This is a genomic window from Pseudomonas sp. PL-6, assembly GCF_054110165.1.
The window spans coordinates 4,907,492-4,926,083 of sequence record NZ_CM134189.1; the positions used below are offsets into that span (position 1 = coordinate 4,907,492).

Annotated in this window: 17 protein-coding genes and 2 tRNA genes; 12 read left to right on the plus strand and 7 right to left on the minus strand. The window is 67.2% G+C overall.

Features of this window, described 5'->3' with window-relative positions; all coding sequences use genetic code 11:
- Nucleotides 1-87: 87 nt before the first annotated feature.
- The 11 genes from ACW9UL_RS21555 to ACW9UL_RS21605 all read left to right on the plus strand — a co-directional run bounded on the left by ACW9UL_RS21555 (nt 88) and on the right by ACW9UL_RS21605 (nt 9,910).
- Entirely contained in the window at nt 88-1,185 is a 1,098-nt protein-coding gene (locus tag ACW9UL_RS21555) for an NAD(P)/FAD-dependent oxidoreductase (RefSeq protein WP_457788233.1), read from the plus strand.
- 85 nt (nt 1,186-1,270) lie between these two features.
- Nucleotides 1,271-3,496 (plus strand): AsmA family protein, encoded by a 2,226-nt coding sequence (locus ACW9UL_RS21560; RefSeq protein WP_457788234.1) that lies wholly within the window; start codon nt 1,271-1,273, stop codon nt 3,494-3,496.
- Nucleotides 3,493-4,560 carry an A/G-specific adenine glycosylase gene (gene mutY / locus ACW9UL_RS21565; RefSeq protein WP_457788235.1) on the plus strand — a complete coding sequence of 356 codons (1,068 nt, stop codon included), beginning with the start codon at nt 3,493-3,495 and terminating at the stop codon, nt 4,558-4,560. The genes ACW9UL_RS21560 and mutY overlap by 4 nt, the downstream gene beginning before the upstream one ends.
- Complete coding sequence (locus ACW9UL_RS21570; RefSeq protein WP_004374015.1) at nt 4,557-4,829, plus strand: oxidative damage protection protein; 273 nt, start codon at nt 4,557-4,559, stop codon at nt 4,827-4,829. The genes mutY and ACW9UL_RS21570 overlap by 4 nt, the downstream gene beginning before the upstream one ends.
- A gap of 121 nt (nt 4,830-4,950) precedes the next feature.
- A tRNA-Phe gene (locus tag ACW9UL_RS21575) sits at nt 4,951-5,026 on the plus strand.
- Between the two features lie 246 nt (nt 5,027-5,272).
- Nucleotides 5,273-6,046 carry an ABC transporter ATP-binding protein gene (locus tag ACW9UL_RS21580; RefSeq protein WP_021444198.1) on the plus strand — a complete coding sequence of 258 codons (774 nt, stop codon included), beginning with the start codon at nt 5,273-5,275 and terminating at the stop codon, nt 6,044-6,046.
- Between the two features lie 15 nt (nt 6,047-6,061).
- Nucleotides 6,062-6,814, plus strand: a complete 753-nt coding sequence (locus tag ACW9UL_RS21585) for an ABC transporter substrate-binding protein (protein ID WP_021444199.1) — start codon at nt 6,062-6,064, stop codon at nt 6,812-6,814.
- Nucleotides 6,815-6,864: 50 nt separating this feature from the next.
- Nucleotides 6,865-7,560, plus strand: coding sequence for an ABC transporter permease (locus ACW9UL_RS21590; RefSeq protein WP_021444200.1), 696 nt, complete (start codon nt 6,865-6,867; stop codon nt 7,558-7,560).
- Nucleotides 7,557-8,246 (plus strand): ABC transporter permease, encoded by a 690-nt coding sequence (locus ACW9UL_RS21595; protein WP_021444201.1) that lies wholly within the window; start codon nt 7,557-7,559, stop codon nt 8,244-8,246. The genes ACW9UL_RS21590 and ACW9UL_RS21595 overlap by 4 nt, the downstream gene beginning before the upstream one ends.
- Before the next feature lie 81 nt (nt 8,247-8,327).
- A complete protein-coding gene (locus ACW9UL_RS21600; protein ID WP_457788236.1) occupies nt 8,328-9,542 on the plus strand; it encodes a methyltransferase in 1,215 nt (404 codons plus the stop codon).
- A gap of 292 nt (nt 9,543-9,834) precedes the next feature.
- A tRNA-Thr gene (locus tag ACW9UL_RS21605) sits at nt 9,835-9,910 on the plus strand.
- 56 nt (nt 9,911-9,966) lie between these two features.
- Here the strand turns inward: ACW9UL_RS21605 and ACW9UL_RS21610 are convergent.
- Both ACW9UL_RS21610 and ACW9UL_RS21615 read right to left on the minus strand, forming a co-directional pair.
- Entirely contained in the window at nt 9,967-11,049 is a 1,083-nt protein-coding gene (locus tag ACW9UL_RS21610; protein WP_457788237.1) for an acyltransferase family protein, read from the minus strand.
- Between the two features lie 19 nt (nt 11,050-11,068).
- Complete coding sequence (locus ACW9UL_RS21615) at nt 11,069-11,374, minus strand: hypothetical protein (protein WP_457788238.1); 306 nt, start codon at nt 11,372-11,374, stop codon at nt 11,069-11,071.
- A gap of 200 nt (nt 11,375-11,574) precedes the next feature.
- Here ACW9UL_RS21615 and ACW9UL_RS21620 point away from each other — a divergent pair, with 200 nt between their 5' ends.
- Nucleotides 11,575-12,663, plus strand: coding sequence for an acyltransferase family protein (locus tag ACW9UL_RS21620; RefSeq protein WP_457788239.1), 1,089 nt, complete (start codon nt 11,575-11,577; stop codon nt 12,661-12,663).
- A gap of 2 nt (nt 12,664-12,665) precedes the next feature.
- Here ACW9UL_RS21620 and ACW9UL_RS21625 read toward each other — a convergent pair whose 3' ends face one another.
- The 5 genes from ACW9UL_RS21625 to ACW9UL_RS21645 are packed head-to-tail and all read right to left on the minus strand — an operon-like array spanning nt 12,666 to nt 18,591.
- Nucleotides 12,666-14,072, minus strand: a complete 1,407-nt coding sequence (locus tag ACW9UL_RS21625) for a lipid II flippase MurJ (RefSeq protein ID WP_457788240.1) — start codon at nt 14,070-14,072, stop codon at nt 12,666-12,668.
- 10 nt (nt 14,073-14,082) lie between these two features.
- Nucleotides 14,083-14,901, minus strand: a complete 819-nt coding sequence (locus tag ACW9UL_RS21630) for an acyltransferase (RefSeq protein ID WP_457788241.1) — start codon at nt 14,899-14,901, stop codon at nt 14,083-14,085.
- Nucleotides 14,898-16,295, minus strand: a complete 1,398-nt coding sequence (locus tag ACW9UL_RS21635; RefSeq protein ID WP_457788242.1) for an O-antigen ligase family protein — start codon at nt 16,293-16,295, stop codon at nt 14,898-14,900. The genes ACW9UL_RS21630 and ACW9UL_RS21635 overlap by 4 nt, the downstream gene beginning before the upstream one ends.
- A complete protein-coding gene (locus tag ACW9UL_RS21640) occupies nt 16,292-17,398 on the minus strand; it encodes a glycosyltransferase family 4 protein (RefSeq protein WP_457788243.1) in 1,107 nt (368 codons plus the stop codon). The genes ACW9UL_RS21635 and ACW9UL_RS21640 overlap by 4 nt, the downstream gene beginning before the upstream one ends.
- The gene (locus ACW9UL_RS21645) at nt 17,395-18,591 is read right to left on the minus strand and encodes a glycosyltransferase family 4 protein (RefSeq protein ID WP_457788244.1); all 1,197 of its coding nucleotides are present in this window, start codon (nt 18,589-18,591) and stop codon (nt 17,395-17,397) included. The genes ACW9UL_RS21640 and ACW9UL_RS21645 overlap by 4 nt, the downstream gene beginning before the upstream one ends.
- Nucleotide 18,592 lies beyond the last annotated feature (1 nt).

Here is an 18,592-nt window from a genome sequence, read left to right on the forward strand (position 1 = left end):
TCGTGCTTCTTGTTATGCTGCCAGCCTAATCCGCGAACGCCACCCGCGCGGCAGCCAAACCCGCCAAACAGCAGCACCGAACACGCCATGCACAGCATCGACACCCTGATCATCGGCGCCGGCGCCCTCGGCCTGGCCTGCGCCGCGCGCCTGGCCGAAGCCGGCCGCGACACGCTGATCCTCGAAGCCGAGGGCCTGATCGGCAGCCACGCCTCCAGCCGCAATTCCGAGGTGATCCACGCCGGCCTCTACTATCCGCCCGGCTCGCTCAAGGCCGAGCTGTGCCTGGAGGGCCGCGAGCGCCTGTACGCCTGGTGCGCGCAGCACGGCGTGGCGCAGCGGCGCATCGGCAAGCTGCTGGTGGCGGTGGAAGAAGACGAGATCGCCAAGCTCGAGGCCCTCGCAGCCAACGCCGAGGCCTGCGGCGTGGGCGACCTGCAGGCCGTCGACCAGGCCCGCCTGCGCGAGCTGGAACCGGCGCTGCGCGGCGTGCGCGCGCTGCTCTCGCCGAGCACCGGGATCATCGACAGCCACGCCTATCTGCAGTCGCTGCTGGCGGTGGCCGAGAGTCGCGGCGCGCAGCTGATCCTGCACAGCCGCGTCGAGCGCCTGCGCCGCGACGGCGACGCCTGGCTCGCCAGCGGTCACAGCGCCGGCGAGCCGTTCGAGCTGCGCGCGCAACGGGTGGTCAACGCCGGCGGCCCATTCGCCCAGCGCCTCGCGGCCACGCTCGACGGCCTGCCGGTGCCGCCGCTGCATTTGTGCCAGGGCCGCTACTTCGGCTACAGCGGCCGCGCGCCGTTTTCCCGGCTGATCTACCCCATGCCGGAAGCCAACACCGCCGGCCTGGGCATCCACGCCACCCTCGACCTGGCCGGCCAGCTGCGCTTCGGCCCCGACGTGCACTGGCTGGACGCCCTCGACTACCGGGTCGACGAGCGCCTGCGCGCGCCCTTCGCCGCCGCCATCGGTCGCTACTTCCCGGCGCTCGACGCCGCGCGTCTGCAACCCGGCTACGCCGGCGTGCGCGCCAAGCTCAGCGGCCCGGGGGAACCGCCCGCCGACTTCCTGATCCAAACCCCTGCCGATCACCGCCTGCCCGGCCTGGTCAATCTGTTCGGCATCGAGTCGCCGGGGCTGACCGCCAGCCTGGCCATCGCCGAGCGGGTCGCCGCGGCCCTGTAACGCTATACTCGGCGCCCATATCGACGGCCGCCCGCGCCCGACGCGCAGGCCGCCCGCAATCCGTTATCGAAACAAGGACTCGTCCATGAAAGCGCTCGGCAAGATCCTGGGTCTTTTCCTCCTCGGGCTGCTGCTGCTCATAGTGGCGCTGCTGTTCGCCCTGACCCACCTGTTCGACCCCAACGACTACAAGGACGAGATCCGCCAGCTGGCCCGCGACAAGGCCAACCTGGAGCTGCAGCTCAAGGGCGATATCGGCTGGAGCCTGTTCCCCTGGCTGGGCCTGGAGCTGACCGACGCCACCCTGGCCAGCGCCGACACCCCGGAGCAGCCCTTCGCCGACCTGCGCCTGCTCGGCCTGTCGGTGCGGGTGCTGCCGCTGCTGCGCAAGGAAGTGCAGATGAGCGACATCCGCGTCGACGGCCTCAACCTCAACCTGCAGCGCGACGCCAAGGGCCGCGGCAACTGGGAAGGCATAGGCAAGCCGGCGCAGGCCAGCGCAGCAGCGCAAACGCCGAGCGAACAGCCGCCAGCCAGCGACGCCCCGAGCGAGACGAAGACCGACAAGCCCGCCGGCCAGCCGATCAAGCTGGATATCGACAGCCTGACCCTGAGCAACTCGCGCATCGACTACCACGACGCGCAGCAGGACCAGCAATTCACCCTGGAAAACATCGAGCTGAAGACCGGCGCCATCCGCGAGGGCGCGGCCATCCCGCTCAAGCTCGGCGCCTTCTTCGGCACCAACCAGCCGCTGCTGCGCGCGCGCAGCGAGCTGGAGGGCCAGCTGCGCTTCGATCGCGCGCTCAAGCGCTACCAGTTCGAAGACCTCAAGCTGGCAGGCGAAGCCTCGGGCGAGCCGCTCAAGGGCAAGACGCTGAACTTCGCCGCCCAGGGGCAGCTGCTGGTCGACCTGGCGGCCAACGTCGCCGAGTGGAACGGCCTCAAGCTATCGTCCAACCAATTGCGCGCCCTCGGCGAGATCAAGGCACGTGAGCTGGACAAGGACGCGAAGATTTCCGGCGGCCTGTCCATCGCCTCGCTCAACCTGCGTGAATTCCTCGAAGGTGTCGGCGTCGAACTGCCGGTCATGCAGGCCAGCGATAGCCTCAGCCAGTTCGAACTGGTCAGCCGCCTGAACGGTTCCAGCAAAGGCATGATGCTCGAAGAGCTCAACCTCAAGCTCGACGGCAGCACCTTCAGCGGCAACCTCGGCGTGAGCGACTTTGCCAAGCAGGCCCTGCGCGCTGACCTCAAGGGCGACAAGCTCGACCTGAACCGCTACCTGCCGCCCAAAACCCAGGACAGCGCCGCTGCAGCGCGCAAGGCGGAGGTCAAGGACCGCATCGCCGGCGCCGGCAAGGACGGCTCCACCCCACTGCCCAACAAACCCACCCAGCAGGCATGGAGCGACGAAAAAGTGCTGCCGGTGGATCAGTTGCGCAAACTCGATCTGCAACTGGCGCTCAGCCTCGCCCAGCTCACCTACGACAAGCATCAGCTCAGCGACGTCAATCTCAAGGCCAATGGCCGTGGCGGCCTGATCACCGTGGAAGAGGCCCGCGGCAAGCTGCAGGGCGGCAGCTTCGTCAGTACCGGCCGCATCGACGTGCGCCAGGCCGAGCCGATGCTCAGCCTGGAGCAGCGCCTCAGCCGTATGCCGCTGGAGCCGCTGCTGAAGAAGGACGGCCAGCCCTCGCCGATCAAGGGCCTGCTCGACCTCGACGCCAAGTTCAACAGCCGCGGCAACAGCCAGAAGGCCTGGATCGAAGCGCTCAACGGCAACGCCAGCTTCGTCCTCAACGACGGCGTGCTGGTCGATGCCAACCTCGAACAGCAGCTGTGCCGCGGCATCGCCACCCTCAACCGCAAGGTGCCGAGCAACCCGCCGACCGGCAAGGACACGCCGTTCCGCGAACTCAAGGGCAGTCTCAACGTGCGCGACGGCGTCGCCCACAACCCCGATCTCAAGGCGCTGGTACCGGGCCTGGCGGTCAGCGGCAAGGGCGACCTCGACCTGCGCGTGCTCGGCCTCGACTACCAGGTCGGCATCACCCTCGAGGGCGACCAGCGCGAAATGCCCGACCCGGCCTGCCAGGTCAACGAACGCTACGTCGGCATCGAATGGCCGCTGCGCTGCCGCGGCCCGCTGGAGCTCGGCGCCAAGGCCTGCCGCCTGGACCAGGATGGCCTCGGCAAGATCGCCGCACGCCTGGCCGGCAACAAGCTGACCGAGAAGTTGGAAGAGAAGCTCGGCGACAAGGTCAGCCCGGATCTGAAAGACGCACTCAAGGGCCTGTTCAACCGATGAGCCCCGAGCAGTTCAACGGCGCCGTGCTGGCCTGGTACGACCAGCACGGACGCAAGGATCTGCCCTGGCAGCAGAACATCACGCCCTACCGTGTCTGGGTGTCGGAAATCATGCTGCAGCAGACCCAGGTCAGCACCGTGCTCGGCTACTTCGACCGTTTTATGGCCGCGCTGCCCACGGTGCGCGACCTGGCCGAAGCGCCGGAAGACGAAGTGCTGCACCTGTGGACTGGCCTGGGCTACTACACCCGCGCGCGCAACCTGCAGAAGACCGCGCAGATCGTCATGCGCGAGCACGGCGGCGAGTTTCCCCGCAGCGTCGAGGCGCTGGCCGAGCTGCCCGGCATTGGCCGCTCCACCGCCGGCGCCATCGCCAGCCTGAGCATGGGCCTGCGCGCGCCGATCCTCGACGGCAACGTCAAGCGCGTGCTGGCGCGCTACGTCGCGCAGGAGGGCTATCCCGGCGAGCCGAAGGTGGCCAAACAGCTGTGGGACGTCGCCGAGCGCCTCACCCCGCACGAACGGGTCAACCACTACACCCAGGCGATGATGGACCTCGGCGCCACCCTCTGCACCCGCAGCAAGCCCAGCTGCCTGCTGTGCCCGGTGCGCAGCGGCTGCCAGGCCCATCTGCTCGGCCTGGAAATCCGCTACCCGGTCGCCAAGCCGCGCAAGGCACTGCCGCAGAAACGCACGCTGATGCCGCTGCTGGTCAACGCCGCCGGCGACATCCTGCTCTATCGCCGCCCCTCCACCGGCCTGTGGGGCGGGCTGTGGAGCCTGCCGGAACTGGACGACCTCGAACAGCTCGACCGCCTCGGCCAGCAACAGCAGCTCGAGCTCGGCCGGCGCCGCGAACTGGAAGGCCTGACCCACACCTTCAGCCATTTCCAGCTGGCCATCGAACCCTGGCTGGTGCAGGTGACCGAGCAGCCGAGTCGCGTGGCCGAGGCCGACTGGCTCTGGTATAACCTCGCCACCCCGCCGCGCCTGGGCCTCGCCGCCCCGGTGAAGAAGCTGCTGAAACGCGCGGCGCAAGCCATCAATGCTGGAGAACCGACATGACCCGCACCGTGCTGTGCCGCAAATACAAACAGGAACTGCCCGGCCTGGATCGCGCGCCCTACCCCGGCCCCAAGGGCGAAGACATCTTCGCCAACGTCTCCAAGCAGGCCTGGGACGAGTGGCAGAAACACCAGACCATGCTGATCAACGAACGCCGGCTGAACATGATGAACGCCGAGGACCGCAAGTTCCTGCAGACCGAGATGGACAAGTTCCTCTCCGGCGAGGAATACGCCCAGGCCGAAGGCTACGTGCCGCCGAGCGAATGAGGATCCAGGGTGCGCACGGCGAACCCTACCCGCCACGCACCTAAGCGCCCGTAATAATTAAATATTTTTCAAACCCGCGCTTGACACTGATCCTTCAAATCCGTCTAATAGCGCCCCGTTGGCCCAGGTAGCTCAGTTGGTAGAGCAGGGGATTGAAAATCCCCGTGTCGGCGGTTCGATTCCGTCCCTGGGCACCATGAATAGCAAACGAAGAGCCTCAGCCCTGTGCTGGGGCTTTTTGCTTTCTGCCTCCGTCGATTTCCCCGCGCCATTGTTTCGCCTGCGCGACAAGCAGCTGCAGCCAGGCGACACCCCGCCCCTGGAGCAAGCCATAGGCCAGCAAACGGCTTGGCGGTCACGGAAACGCTATGCTAGCTTGGCCGCCAGCCAGGACGGCCCGCTGCACGCCGGAGCGCTTTCGAAGAAGAAGAGGATCACACCCCATGGCCGAGGCGACGCCCGCGCTGGAAATCCGCAACCTGCACAAACGCTACGGCGACCTCGAAGTGCTCAAGGGCATTTCCCTGACGGCCAAAGACGGCGACGTCATCTCCATTCTCGGCTCCTCCGGCTCCGGCAAGTCCACCTTCCTGCGCTGCATCAACCTGCTGGAAAACCCGCACCAGGGACAGATCTTCGTCGCCGGCGAGGAGCTCAAGCTCAAGACCGCGAAGAACGGCGACCTGGTCGCCGCCGACAACCGGCAGATCAATCGCCTGCGCAGCGAGATCGGTTTCGTCTTCCAGAATTTCAATCTGTGGCCGCACATGAGCGTGCTCGACAACATCATCGAGGCGCCGCGCCGCGTGCTCGGCCAGAGCAAGGCCGAGGCCATCGAGGTGGCCGAGGCGTTGCTGGCCAAGGTCGGCATCGCCGACAAGCGTCACGTCTACCCCAACCAGCTCTCCGGCGGCCAGCAGCAGCGCGCGGCCATCGCCCGCACCCTGGCCATGCAGCCGAAGGTGATCCTGTTCGACGAGCCCACCTCGGCGCTGGACCCGGAGATGGTACAAGAAGTGCTTAACGTGATCCGCGCGCTTGCAGAGGAGGGCCGCACCATGTTGCTGGTCACCCACGAAATGAGCTTCGCCCGCCAGGTGTCCAGCGAGGTGGTGTTCCTCCACCAGGGCCTGGTCGAAGAACAGGGGCCACCGGCCCAGGTATTTGACAACCCGCTATCGGCACGCTGTAAACAATTCATGTCCAGCAATCGCTAACACGGAGCAACATGCATGCAGAACTATAAGAAGATCCTGCTGGCCGCGGCCGCCACCCTGGCCTTCGGCACCAGCGCTGTCGCCGCCGACAAGCTGAAACTCGGCACCGAAGGCGCCTACCCGCCCTTCAACCTGATCGACGCCAGCGGCAAGGTCACCGGCTTCGACGTGGAAATCGGCCAGGCGCTGTGCGCCAAGATGCAGGCCGAGTGCGAGGTGGTCACCTCCGACTGGGACGGCATCATCCCGGCCCTCAACGCCAAGAAGTTCGACTTCCTGATCGCTTCGATGTCGATCACCGAGGAGCGCAAGGCGGCGGTGGACTTCACCGAGCCCTACTACACCAACAAGCTGCAGTTCATCGCGCCCAAGTCGGCCGACTTCAAGACCGACGAAGCCAGCCTCAAGGGCAAGGTGATCGGCGCGCAGCGCGCCACCATCGCCGGCACCTGGCTGGAGGACAACCTGGGCAAGGTGGTCGACATCAAGCTGTACGACACCCAGGAAAACGCCTACCTCGACCTGGCCTCCGGTCGCCTCGACGGCGTGCTGGCCGACACCTTCGTCAACTGGGAATGGCTCAAGAGCGACGCCGGCAAGGACTTCGAGTTCAAGGGCGACCCGGTATTCGACAACGACAAGATCGGCATCGCCGTGCGCAAGGGCGACCCGCTGCGCGAGAAGCTGAACACCGCGCTGCAGGCCATCATCGCAGACGGCACCTACAAGCGGATCAACGACAAGTACTTCCCGTTCAGCATCTACTGACCTGACGGCACCGCGTCGCCACCCGGCGGCGCGGCTACCCGAGCCCTCCGATGATTTTCGATCTCCACGGATTCGGCCCCGCCCTGGCCGCCGGCACCCTGATGACCATCCAACTGGCGCTCTCCGCGCTGGCGGTGGGCCTGGTGCTCGGCCTGCTCGGCGCGCTGGCCAAAACTTCGCCGTACAAGCCGCTGCAGTGGCTCGGCGGCAGCTACTCGACCATAGTCCGCGGCGTGCCCGAGCTGCTCTGGGTGCTGCTGATCTACTTCGGCACGGTCAACCTGATGCGCAGCCTGGCCGACCTGCTCGGCATCGAGAGCCTGGAGCTCTCCGCCTTCGCCGCCGGCACCATCGCCCTCGGCCTGTGCTTCGGCGCCTACGCCACCGAGGTGTTCCGCGGCGCCATCCTGGCCATCCCCAAGGGCCACCGCGAAGCCGGCCTGGCCCTCGGCATGTCCAAGGGACGCATCCTCTGGAAGCTGATCCTGCCGCAGATGTGGCGCATCGCCCTGCCCGGCCTGGGCAACCTGTTCATGATCCTGATGAAGGACACCGCACTGGTGTCGGTGATCGGCCTGGAAGAGATCATGCGCCGCTCGCAGATCGCCGTGACCGCCAGCAAGGAGCCCTTCACCTTCTATATGGTCGCCGCCTTCATCTACCTGGGCCTGACCGTTCTCGCCATGATCGGCCTGCATTTCCTCGAGAAGCGCGCCAGCCGCGGCTTCGTCCGGAGCGCCTCATGAACTGGGAAGTCATCATCAAATGGCTGCCGCGCCTGTCCGAAGGCGCGCTGCTGACCCTGGAGCTGGTGGCCATCGCCGTCATCGCCGGCCTGATCCTCGCCCTGCCCATGGGCATCGCCCGCGCCTCCAAGCACTGGTACGTGCGCGCCCTGCCCTACGGCTACATCTTCTTCTTCCGCGGCACGCCGCTGCTGGTGCAGCTGTTTCTGGTCTACTACGGCCTGGCCCAGTTCGACGCCGTGCGCCAGGGCCCGCTCTGGCCCTACCTGCGCGACCCTTACTGGTGCGCGATCATCACCATGACCCTGCACACCGCCGCCTATATCGCCGAGATCCTGCGCGGCGCCATCCAGGCGGTGCCGCCGGGCGAAGTGGAGGCGGCGCGCGCGCTGGGCATGTCGCGGGCCAAGACCATGCTCTACATCGTCCTGCCGCGCGCCGCGCGCATTGGCCTGCCGGCCTACAGCAACGAGGTGATCCTGATGCTCAAGGCCAGCGCCCTGGCCAGCACCGTGACCCTGCTGGAGCTGACCGGCATGGCGCGCACCATCATCGCCCGCACCTACCTGCCGGTGGAGATCTTCTTCGCCGCCGGCCTGTTCTACCTGGCCATCGCCTTCGTCCTGGTACGCGCCTTCCGCCTGCTGGAACGCTGGCTGCGCGTCGACGCCTGCCAGGGCCGCTGAGCAGCGCCGGGCCGTCGCCCCTCGACGGCCCGCCGCGCAAAACCTAGAATCCGCGGCTCCCGGTTCCGCCCGCCGCGTACCATGACCGAGCCCATCCTCTCCGCCGAGCAGCTGCTCGCCCGCTTCCAGGCGCTGGACGTCTTTCTCGTCCGCCACCAGGCGCTGTGGCGGCCCAAGCCCTTCGTCCAGCTGCAACTGCCCTGGGAGCGCGAACTGCCGCAGCTGGCCGCCTGGCTGCGCGCACGCACGCTGCAGCAGGCCGAGGCCAGCCACGGCAGGCCCTGGGAGCTGGACGCACCGGCGCCCTTCGCCGAACTCGCGACCCAGGCCAAGGCGCTCGCCGCATTGGGCGAACTGCCGCAGACGGCAATCGACGCGCGCCCGGCCCGCCTCGCCGTGGACGTCCCCGGACGCAAGCTGCAGCAGATCCAGGCCTTCGCCAGCCGCCTGCAGTTCGCCACACCGGCCGGCCACTGGCTCGACTGGTGCGCGGGCAAGGGCCACCTGGGCCGCTGGCTGGCGCATGAGGGGCAACGCCTGACCTGCCTGGAATACGATCCCGCACTGGTGGCTTCCGGCGCCGCCCTGAGCCACCGCCAGGGCCTGGACGCCCGCCATCTGCAGCAGGACGTGCTCGCCACCAGCGCCGCGGAGCACCTACTGGCCGAGCATACGCCGGTGGCCCTGCACGCCTGCGGCGACCTGCACGTGCGCCTGCTGCAGCTGGCCAGTGCGCGCGGCTGCCGGCAACTGGCGGTGGCGCCCTGCTGCTATAACCGCATCGCCACGCCGCACTACCAGCCGCTGTCCACGGCTGCCCAGGGCTCGTCCCTGCAGCTGTCGCGCGACGACCTCGGCCTGCCGCTGAACGAAACCGTCACCGCCGGCGCCCGCGTGCGCCGCCAGCGCGACCAGTCGATGGCCTGGCGCCTGGCCTTCGACCTGCTGCAGCGCCAGTTGCGCGGCGTCGATCAATACCTGCCCACCCCGCCGCTGGCCGCCGACTGGCTGGCCAAACCCTTCGCCCGCTTCTGCCACGACCTCGCCGCCCTGCGCGGCGTGCCGACTCCCGGCGCACAGGACTGGGCCGAACTGGAAGCCCGCGGCTGGCAGCGCCTGGCCGAGGTGCGCAACCTGGAACTGTTGCGCCACCTGTTCCGCCGCCCACTGGAACTCTGGCTGCTGCTCGACCGCGCCCTGTATCTGCAGGAGCAGGGCTATGCGGTTCGACTGGGCAGCTTCTGCGACTACCGGCTGAGCCCGCGCAACCTGCTGCTGCTGGCCGAGCGTGCCTGAGTTGCTCACAGAAGCTGTGGATAACTCTGTTGATGCTTTCTGGGCAAATGCCGCAAGCGCCCTGCCGAATGGCCTCGGAAACGACTGATCATTTTTTGATCAGTATTTTTAGCCTAGTAAAAACAATAACTTGCATAAATCCGTGACGCACCGCACAGAGACCGTGCACGAGCGTATCAAGTGCATTGCCATTGTGCATAAGCAAAACCCTGCTGATAGCCGAGCCCGCAACCAAGCGCCCCGCACAAGCTTTACTCGCCCTTGCGAATGGATATAATGGCGGCCCTTCTGCGCCGGTATAGCTCAGCTGGTAGAGCAACTGACTTGTAATCAGTAGGTCCCGGGTTCGACTCCTGGTGCCGGCACCATAGGCTTCAAAGAAAAGGCCCACCGCAAGGTGGGCCTTTTTCGTTGCGGCCGGCCGTTAGGTCTCGGCATCCGGTTTCAGGACCGCCAGCGGCCGGACCGGACGTTCCTCGGCCTGGACGTAATGGCTGCTGCGCAGCAGGAAGCGCTTCTCCACCAGATGCCACATGAGGATGGCCGCCAGCAGGGTCAGGGCGACGCTGAGCAGCAGGCCGAGCAACGGCGAGAAACTGTACAGCCCCAGGCTCACCAGAATCTGGATAATGGGAAAGTGGCAGATATAGGCGCCGTAGGAAAAGTCGCCGTACTTGCCGAAATTGCCCAGATAGCCGAACAGCGCGACGAACACCACCAGCACGCCCAGCGCCAACGGTTCGACCAGGCGCAGCGGCAGCCAGACACTGGCGACGTAGAGCGTCAGCGCCAGCGGTACCAGCCACTTCACCTGCCGCTCGAAATGGGCCAGGTAGTAGTAGAGCAGTCCGCCGGCGAGAAAATAGCGCAGCTGCCCCGGCAGTTGCTTCTCCAGAAAGGCGAACACTTCATTCTGGCTCTGCCCATAGAGATGCCAGAGCAGCAGCGAATACAGGCTGGACAGCGCGAACAGGCCGAGCAGCACGGGCAGCCGGCCGAAGCGCCGGGCGAACCAGACGATCAAGGGCACGCTGCAGTAGAACATCACCTCGATCTTGATGGTCCACAGCGCCCCGTTCACCGCCGGCAGCAGGTTGCCCTCGAACACCCCCGGCAGCGCCGGTGCGAAGAAATTCAGGAACGTCAGGTTGGCCAGCAGGTACTTGACCCAGGCCGCGGAAAAGTAGCGCTCGGCCGGCAGTTCGCTGAGGACGAAAAGACCGAAGGCGCACAGCAGGATGATGCACAGGTAGGCCGGATAGATGCGTTTGGCCCGCTTGCTGGCGTAGCTGCGCAGCGAACTCGAGCGCTCGTAGCTCATGAAGATGAGAAAGCCGCTGATGACGAAGAAGGCATCCACCGCCAGCTTGGAGGACAACACCAGGCCGATCGGCTTGAGCAGGCTCTGCTGCGACAACTCGGCGGCATGCACCAGGCAGACGATCATCGCCAGCAGCAGGCGGATCAGGTCGAAGTTGTTGTGGCGTAGACGCGGATTGCTGGGCATGCGCTCGATCCCGGGGCCGTCAACGGCGCAGTTGGCTGGACGAAGTCACGTAGTTGGCGGCGCGGTCGTAGACCGCCTTGACGTCGCAGACCGCGCCCGACGAAAAGGTCAGGGTGTTCTCCAGGCCATAGGGTTCGAAGCTGAGCAGGGCATCCTCCACATAGGCGTATTCGGCGCAGTGCCGCGTGCGGATATGAATCAGCTCGTCGGTCGTCTGGTAGTGATCCCGGTCGATGCGCTTGATGTTCATGGGAATCAGCTCCGCCGCCGGCAGCGGCAGGGACAGCGGCAACGCCAGAATCGGAACAAACAGGAAACGCGACATGCGTTCAGCCTCGTGAAAGTTGGCGAGTGAATCTTAACTAGTGCGCATCGGGCCATCTAGCAATTAAATCCGCGAGTTGTTTACGCCCTGCATCGCAGGCATGATTCGCAAGTTTGCGACATACCGCATACGGCACTGCGTCAAATAAATAAACATGTTTTTTTGACGCCACTTCCGCGCATATAAACATTGGTTGAGCGATGGCTAGGATCGACTCTCTGCAGGCATACCGCAGCTTGGCAGTGCTGGGGATCATTCTGTTTCACCTGACCTTCGTCGAAGCCAAGAATGCCGGCGGAGACCGTCTGCTACCGGCATTTCTCGACTGGGCGCAACTCTGCGTCGACCTGTTCTTCGTGATCAGCGGCTTCGTCATGGCCCTGGTTACCCGCGGCCGCTTCGGCCAAGTGCAGGAAATAAAACGCTTCGCCTTTAATCGCGCAGCCCGTGTATACCCGGTCTATTGGTTGTATTTCTTTCTGACCCTCTCGGTATTTCTACTGAAACCGCAATGGGTGAATTCTTCGCACGGCGAACCGGACTTGTGGGCCTCCTTCTTTCTTTTGCCAACTTCTCAAGTGTCGCTGGTCATGGTGTCCTGGACGCTGACTTTCGAACTCTGGTTCTACCTGGCCTTCACCCTGTTGATGTTCTTTCGCGAACGCCATCTGCCCTACTGTCTGGCCGCCTGGGGGCTACTGCTGGTGGCGGTCAACCTGTTCTACGACGTGCGTGACTTCCCCCCCTATCTGCACCTGATGCTGCACCCCTATGCCCTGCAGTTCATCCTCGGTGCGGGCGCCGGCCTGCTGTTCAGTTCGGGACGGCTGTCGCGGCTCTCGCTCGGCGCCCTGCTGGTGCTGCTGGCACTGACGTTGCTGATCGCCATGCCGTTCGCCTACTGGCTGCGCCTGTTCGAGACGCCGAGCCTGCTGCGTATGCTGTTGATCGGCGCGACCTTCGCCGCCCTGGTGATCATCAGCGCCCTGCTGGAACAGCGCGGCCATCTGCGCATTCCGACCTTGCTGCGGCACCTGGGCGACAGCTCCTATTCCACCTACCTCTCCCACCTGCTGGTGCTCGGCGTGCTCGGCAAGCTCTGGGCGGCGGTCGGCCCCTGGCCGCACAGCTCGCTGGACAACTGGCTGGTCGTGCTCACGGCCGTGGTCGCCTGCCTGGCTTATGGCTGGCTGGCCTACCTGGTCAGCGAGAAACCGCTGATGCAGGCCACCGCACGCCTGAGCAACAACTACTTTCCCCTGGCCCCGCGCGGCGCCAGCCCGGCCTGAGCTCAGGCGTTACGCCAGGGCTTGAGCCACAGGGCCAGCAGCAGCATGGCCAGGGCACCGGCGACGCCGCTGAGGGCGAGCTGCAGCCACAGCCCGTCGATCGGGTGCAGGGCGAAGGCGCCTATGGTCAACACCGGCAACGCCATCAGCCACTGCCGCCCCCAGGGCAGTTGCTCCAGCAGCGCCTGGCGCCGCATCAGCAACACGCTGGTCAACGTCAGGCCCAGGGTCATGGCCATGGGAATGCCGTTCATGCCGAAGAACAGCGGCAGAATGCCCAGCAGCACCACGTTCAGTGCCGACCCCTTGAGTTCGCAGGCCAGCGGCAGGCGCGTATCGCCGTCGGCGTAGGCGTAGCGCGCCAGCAGCGAGTTCCAGGCACCGAACAGCAGCGGCACGGCGAACCAGGCCAGCAGTTCCGACAGCGGGCCAGCCTCCTGCCCGGGGAACATCAGCTGGACCAGCGCCGGCGTGGCGCCAATCAGCCCCAACGCCGCCGGCAGGGTCAGCAGGGTGGCGATGCCCAGGCCGCGCCGCAGCAGCTGCAGGCGCTGTTCGCCCGCCGCCTGGCTCATCAGGCCGAGCAACACCTGATTGAGGCTGAGCAGCGCGATCAGCGGCAGGTTGATCAGCTTGCGCGCCAGGTTGACCCAGGCCACCGCGCCCTCGCCGAGCAGCGAGGCGACCATCCGCTCCAGCAGCGCCAGGCCCTGGCTGGCCAGGTTGCTGGCCAGCAGCGGGCCGATGTTGTCCAGCAGCTCGCGACCGCAACCGCTGGCGCCCGCCACGCGCCAGGGTCGCCAGCCGCTGCGCCACAACGGTAGACACAGCGCCAGCGGCATCAGCAGGCTGCCCAGCAGGCAGGCCTGGGCCACGCGCAGGGGCTCGGCCGCACTGCCGGCGGCGGCCAGGTAGAGCACCGGCGGCAAGTTGAACAGCAACGAGCCCAGGCCGGCGAGGACGAAACGCGAGCTCGCCTGCAGGGGCACGCTGAGCAGGGCGTGCAGCAGAAAGCCCGGCACGCACCAGGCCAGCACCAGCAGGCTGTCGCCGGCCAGCGCCAGGGCCTGATCGTTCAGCCCGGGGCCGACCACACGCACCCACAGCGGCGCCGCCAGGGCCAGCAGGGCGGCGATCGCCAGCCCGACCAGGAGAAAGCGCGAGCTCATGGCGTTGAGCCAGGCAGTGCGCGCATCGGCGGCGCGCCCCTGGTACAGCGGCAGCGCCGCGGCGGCGACCAGCCCGGCGGCCAGCGCCATGCGCAGCGCCTCGGGCAGGAACAGGGCGATGAGGAAGGCGTCGCTCTGGTTGCTCGCCCCCCAGGCGTGAATCAACAGCCATTCCCTAGCAAAACCTGCGACCAGCCCGGTGAGCGTCGCAAGGGTCAACCACAGGGTGCTTCCCAGCATGGCGGCTTACTCAGTGAAGGAGATTGAACAGGCCCTTGCCGCCGACCTTGTAGGTCAGCCCGCGATTGCGTTCGCCCAGCGCCCTGGCCGGGTTGCCGCCGACTATGGTGTAGGGCGGCACCGGTCGATTGACCACCGAGCCGCCGGCCACCACCGCGCCCTCGCCGACTTCGGCGGTGATCAGGGCGCGGGTGGCGATCCAGGCGTAGTCGCCGACGCGGATCGGCGGGCTGGCCACCGCCCAGAACTCGGGCGCCTGGATGTCGTGACCGCCGGCGATCAGCAGGCTGTACGAGGCAATGGTGACGTGGTCGCCGATGATGATTCCGGCACGCCCATCGAGCAGGCAGTCCCAGCCCACGACGCTGTCCTCGCCGATATGGATGCCGTCGATGCCCAGCACCTCGGTGCCGCGCCAGACGCTGGAGCCCTTGCCGATCTTGGCCCCGCCCAGGCGCAGCCAGGCCAGGCGAATGGTGTGGCTGGGAATCTTGTTGACGAAGATGTTGTACAGCTGCTCCCACAGACGCAGGCAGCGGTCGCGCAGGGTCGCCAGGTTGATGCCGTACATCGGTATCAACGGCCCGGGAATCTCGTCGCGCAGCAGGCAGAAGAAGCGCCGCGCCAGCGGGTGCTCGATGCTCTTCTCCAGGTTCACGTAGCTGATCAGGTACTGGGTGTCCTGGCGGTGCGGGTATTCGAACGCCACCTCGTGCTCGAGCATCCAGGCCCAGGTCTCGGCCAGTTCATCGACGCCGACCTGCAGGCGCGCCGCATAGTCGGCCAGGCGCTCCTTGAGGTCGAAGGAATGATGGATGCGGTGTTTCATGTGCGGGCCCTCCTGATTGGCAAAGCGGGGAGAATTTCGGGGTGCAGACGGACCTGCTGCAGGGTCAGGCCAACGAACAGCCAGAAGAAGGCGATCAGCACGTAGGTCAGGCTGAAGTAGTGGTCGAAGATGCCGGTCAGCAGGGCGCACAGCAGGCCGCTGCTGCAGCCGAGCCACAGCGAGTTTTCCCGGGTCACGCGCTGGGCGCCCAGGTGCGGGCGGGTCTCGCGCCACCAGAACCAGGTCACGGCGATGAACAGCAGCATGCCGGGAAGGCCGAGCTTGTAGACGAAGTTCAGCCACAGGTTGGAAATGCCCATCAGGCCGCTACCGGGCACCGGCGGATCGACCCTGAAGCCGATGCCCAGCGGATAGCGCGCCATCGCCTCGGGGAACATGGCGTACTCCTGCATGCGGATCCCGGTGGAGGCGTTGCTGCTGAGGAACATGGTGGCCAGGCGCTCCTGCAACGGCGGGTAGACCAGCACCAGCAGGCAGCCGAAGAAGATCCCCGCCACCAGGATGCGCGAGGTGTAGGGTACCCGGCGCCCGGCCATCCACATCACCACCAGCCCCAGGCTGAGCAGGGCCCCACGCGAACCGCTGAGCAGCAGCCCGGCCGAGCCCAGCAGGGCCACGCCGAGGCCCAGCGCGCGGCCCCAGCCCGGCCGCGGCAGGGCGAAGAACAGCGCCACCGGGATGATCAGCGCCAGCGCACCGCCGGTGGAGTTGGGGTGCAGCCAGGGCGTCGACAGGCGGGTGGTGCCGGCGGTGAAGGCATCCTCCAGGTAGGCCTGGTGCGGGTACTTGAGGGCCGTGAGGATCGGCGTGAGGGCGTTGGCGTCGCGGGTCTTGGCGAACATGCCGAGCGACAGCAGGAGCATCGCCAGGGTCCCCAGCAGCATGGCCACGGTGATCTTCTCCGCCGCCTTGCTGTCCTGGATCAGGCGCACGGCGAGGAACATCGCCGACAGGTTGAGCATCCAGCGCACCCAGTTCATGGTGCCGCCGCCACCGGCATCGATGGTGAACTGGCCGACGATAAAGGGAATGGCGCTCCACAGCAGCAGCCAGGACAGCGCGCGTTCGGTGCCGCTGCGCGGCTGCAGGCGCTCGCGCTTGTGCAGGAAGCCCTGCCACAGGATGCCGACCCAGGTCAGCGCCAGCAGCGCCTCGCTGGCCGTGGTGCGCACGCCCACCTCGAGGGTCGAATAGGGCAGGAAGGCGCCGACGAAGGCGAACAGCAGCAAGCCGAGCAACGGCTGGCGCATCACGCTCAGGGCGAAGGCGGCGCCGCCGAGCAGGATCACCAGCTTCGACAGCGGCAACACCCAGAGCAGGGCACCGAAGAACAGGCCACAGAAAACGGCGATGCCGATACCCACGGGCATCATGGCGCGAGCTCCTCGAGCAGGGTGGAAAGATTGCGCTGAAAGTGCTGCGGGCTGAAGCGCTGCGCCCAGTCGATCAGGGCCTGGCGCTCGCCAGCCGGTTCGCGCGCCAGGCGCCGCATCAGCGCCAGCAGCTCTTCGCCATCGTGCGGAGCAAAGCGTGGGGCCTGCGGCGGCGCCACTTCGTCCAGCGCCGTTCCCCTGGCCACCGCCACCGGCGTGCCGACCGCCAGCGCCTCGATCACCGGCAGGCCGAACCCCTCGGCATAGGACGGCTGCCACAGACGCTCGGCGCGGCGATAGACCTCGATCAGCATGGCGCCGTCGATATCGCTGAGAAAGTGCAGCCCAGGCAGCCCTCGCAGGTCGCCGGGCAGATGCTCGGGATGACCGACCAGCAGCAGCTCGGGGATCAGCGGGTCCTCCCGCCGCGCGCGCAGCCAGGTACGCACCAGCAGGGCGATGTTCTTGCGCGGCTCGCGGGTTCCCACCGCCAGCCAATAGCGCGCCGGCAGCGCCACGGGCACCGGGGCCGACGTCGCGGGCGCCAGCGGGATCGCCGGCGGCAGCACGCGCAACTTGCCGGCGAAGCGCGGGAACAGACGCCGCACCTCGCCCGCGGTGAACTGCGAGGGCACCCAGACCTGATCTGCGCGCCACAGCGCATAGAGGATCGACAGGCGATCGGTGCAGCGGTAGATCAGGCGCTTGATCCAGGAGTCGTGCAGGTTGCGCTCGGTCAACTGGAACAGGTCGTGCAGCTGCTGGACGAAACGCGTGCCGCGCGCACGGCGACACAGCGGCAGGCCCATGTTGAAGTTGCAGATATGCAGATCGATGCGCTGGCGGCGCAGGTAACCGGGCAGGAAGCCGGCCTCGAAGCGCAGGCGCTGCGGCAGGCGATGCACGCCGAGCAGACCGGCGGTTCCCCAGTCCGGACAGTCCAGGCGCTGACGCAGCGGATGGCCGAGCGGCGCCGTGCTGACCAGGCGCAGCTCGGCGACCTGCGGGCAGTGGCGCAAGCCCTCGGCCAGGGCGATGTTCTGCCGGCCGATGCCGCTATCCGGCAGGCTGGCGGCCGGGCGATAGTCGAGACTGACCCTCATGCCCGAGCCTCCAGGCGGGCGTAGATCGCCTCCAGGCTGCGCGCCGCCGCCGACCAGTCGTGTGCGCCCTGCACGTAGCGCCGGCCGGCCTCGCCGAGGGTAGCGGCCCGCCGCGGATCGTCGAGCAGGGCGAGGATGTTGGCGACGAACGCCTGCGCCGTTTCGGCGCGGGCGTAGTGCACGCCGTCCGCCACCTGCAGGCCGGAAGCGCCCTGGCCGGTGGTCACCACCGGCAGGCCCGCCGCCATGGCCTCGAGTACCTTGAGTTTGGAACCGCCGCCCTGGCGCAGCGGCGCGACGAACAGCGAGGCGCGCCGCTGCTGCTCGCGCAGGTCGGCGACGAAACCGTGCCACTCGATCCGCGGGTCGGGCCAGCGCTGGCGCCAGGCCGGCGGCACGGCATGGCCGCAGATGGCGAAACGCAGCTGCGGTCGGTGGCGCCACAGCTCGGGCAGGAGCTCGTCCAGCGCCCAGCCGACCGCGTCGACGTTGGGCGCGTACTCGAAGTTGCCGACGAACATCAGGCGCTGCGCCTGTGCATCGGCCTGCACCTCGGCGTAGTGGCGACAGTCCACGCCGTTGACCACCACGTCGGTCGGCCGGCCGCAGAGCGGAGCGAGCACGGCGGCGTCGTCCGCGGTCACCGCGATGACCCGCTCGGCCTGACGCAGCACACGCCGCTCCCAGCGCCGATAGCGCCACTGGTCGTAGTAGGCGAAAGGCGCCAGCCAGGTGGGTAGACGGTCGTAGGTGGCCGCGCCGAGGCTGGACTCGACGTTGTGCTCGGTGAGCACGAAAGGCACCCGCCGTCGCCCCAGTTCGGCCTCGTAGGGCTGAAAGCTGTAGCTGTGTTCGATCTGGACGACGTCCCAGGATTCGTCCAGCAGTTCGCGGAACTGGCGCTGCAGGCGCGGGGCCAGGCCATTGACGCTGGCCAGCAACGGATAGGGTGCCAGCAGCGCGGCGCCCAGCGTCGCGGCGCTGCGCAGCGGGCGGCGCGGCAGCACCAGCAGGCGCTCGAGCAGCGGTTCCAGATGAGCCCGCGCCTCGTCGTCCAGCGGCGTCTTCGACTGCGCCAGCAGGGTGATGCGATGACCGGCCTCGGCCAGGCTGCGCAGCAGATGGTACTGGCGCGTCTTGCCGCCGCTGCTGGTCGGCCAGGGCAGGTACGGCAGAATCCACAGGATGCGCATG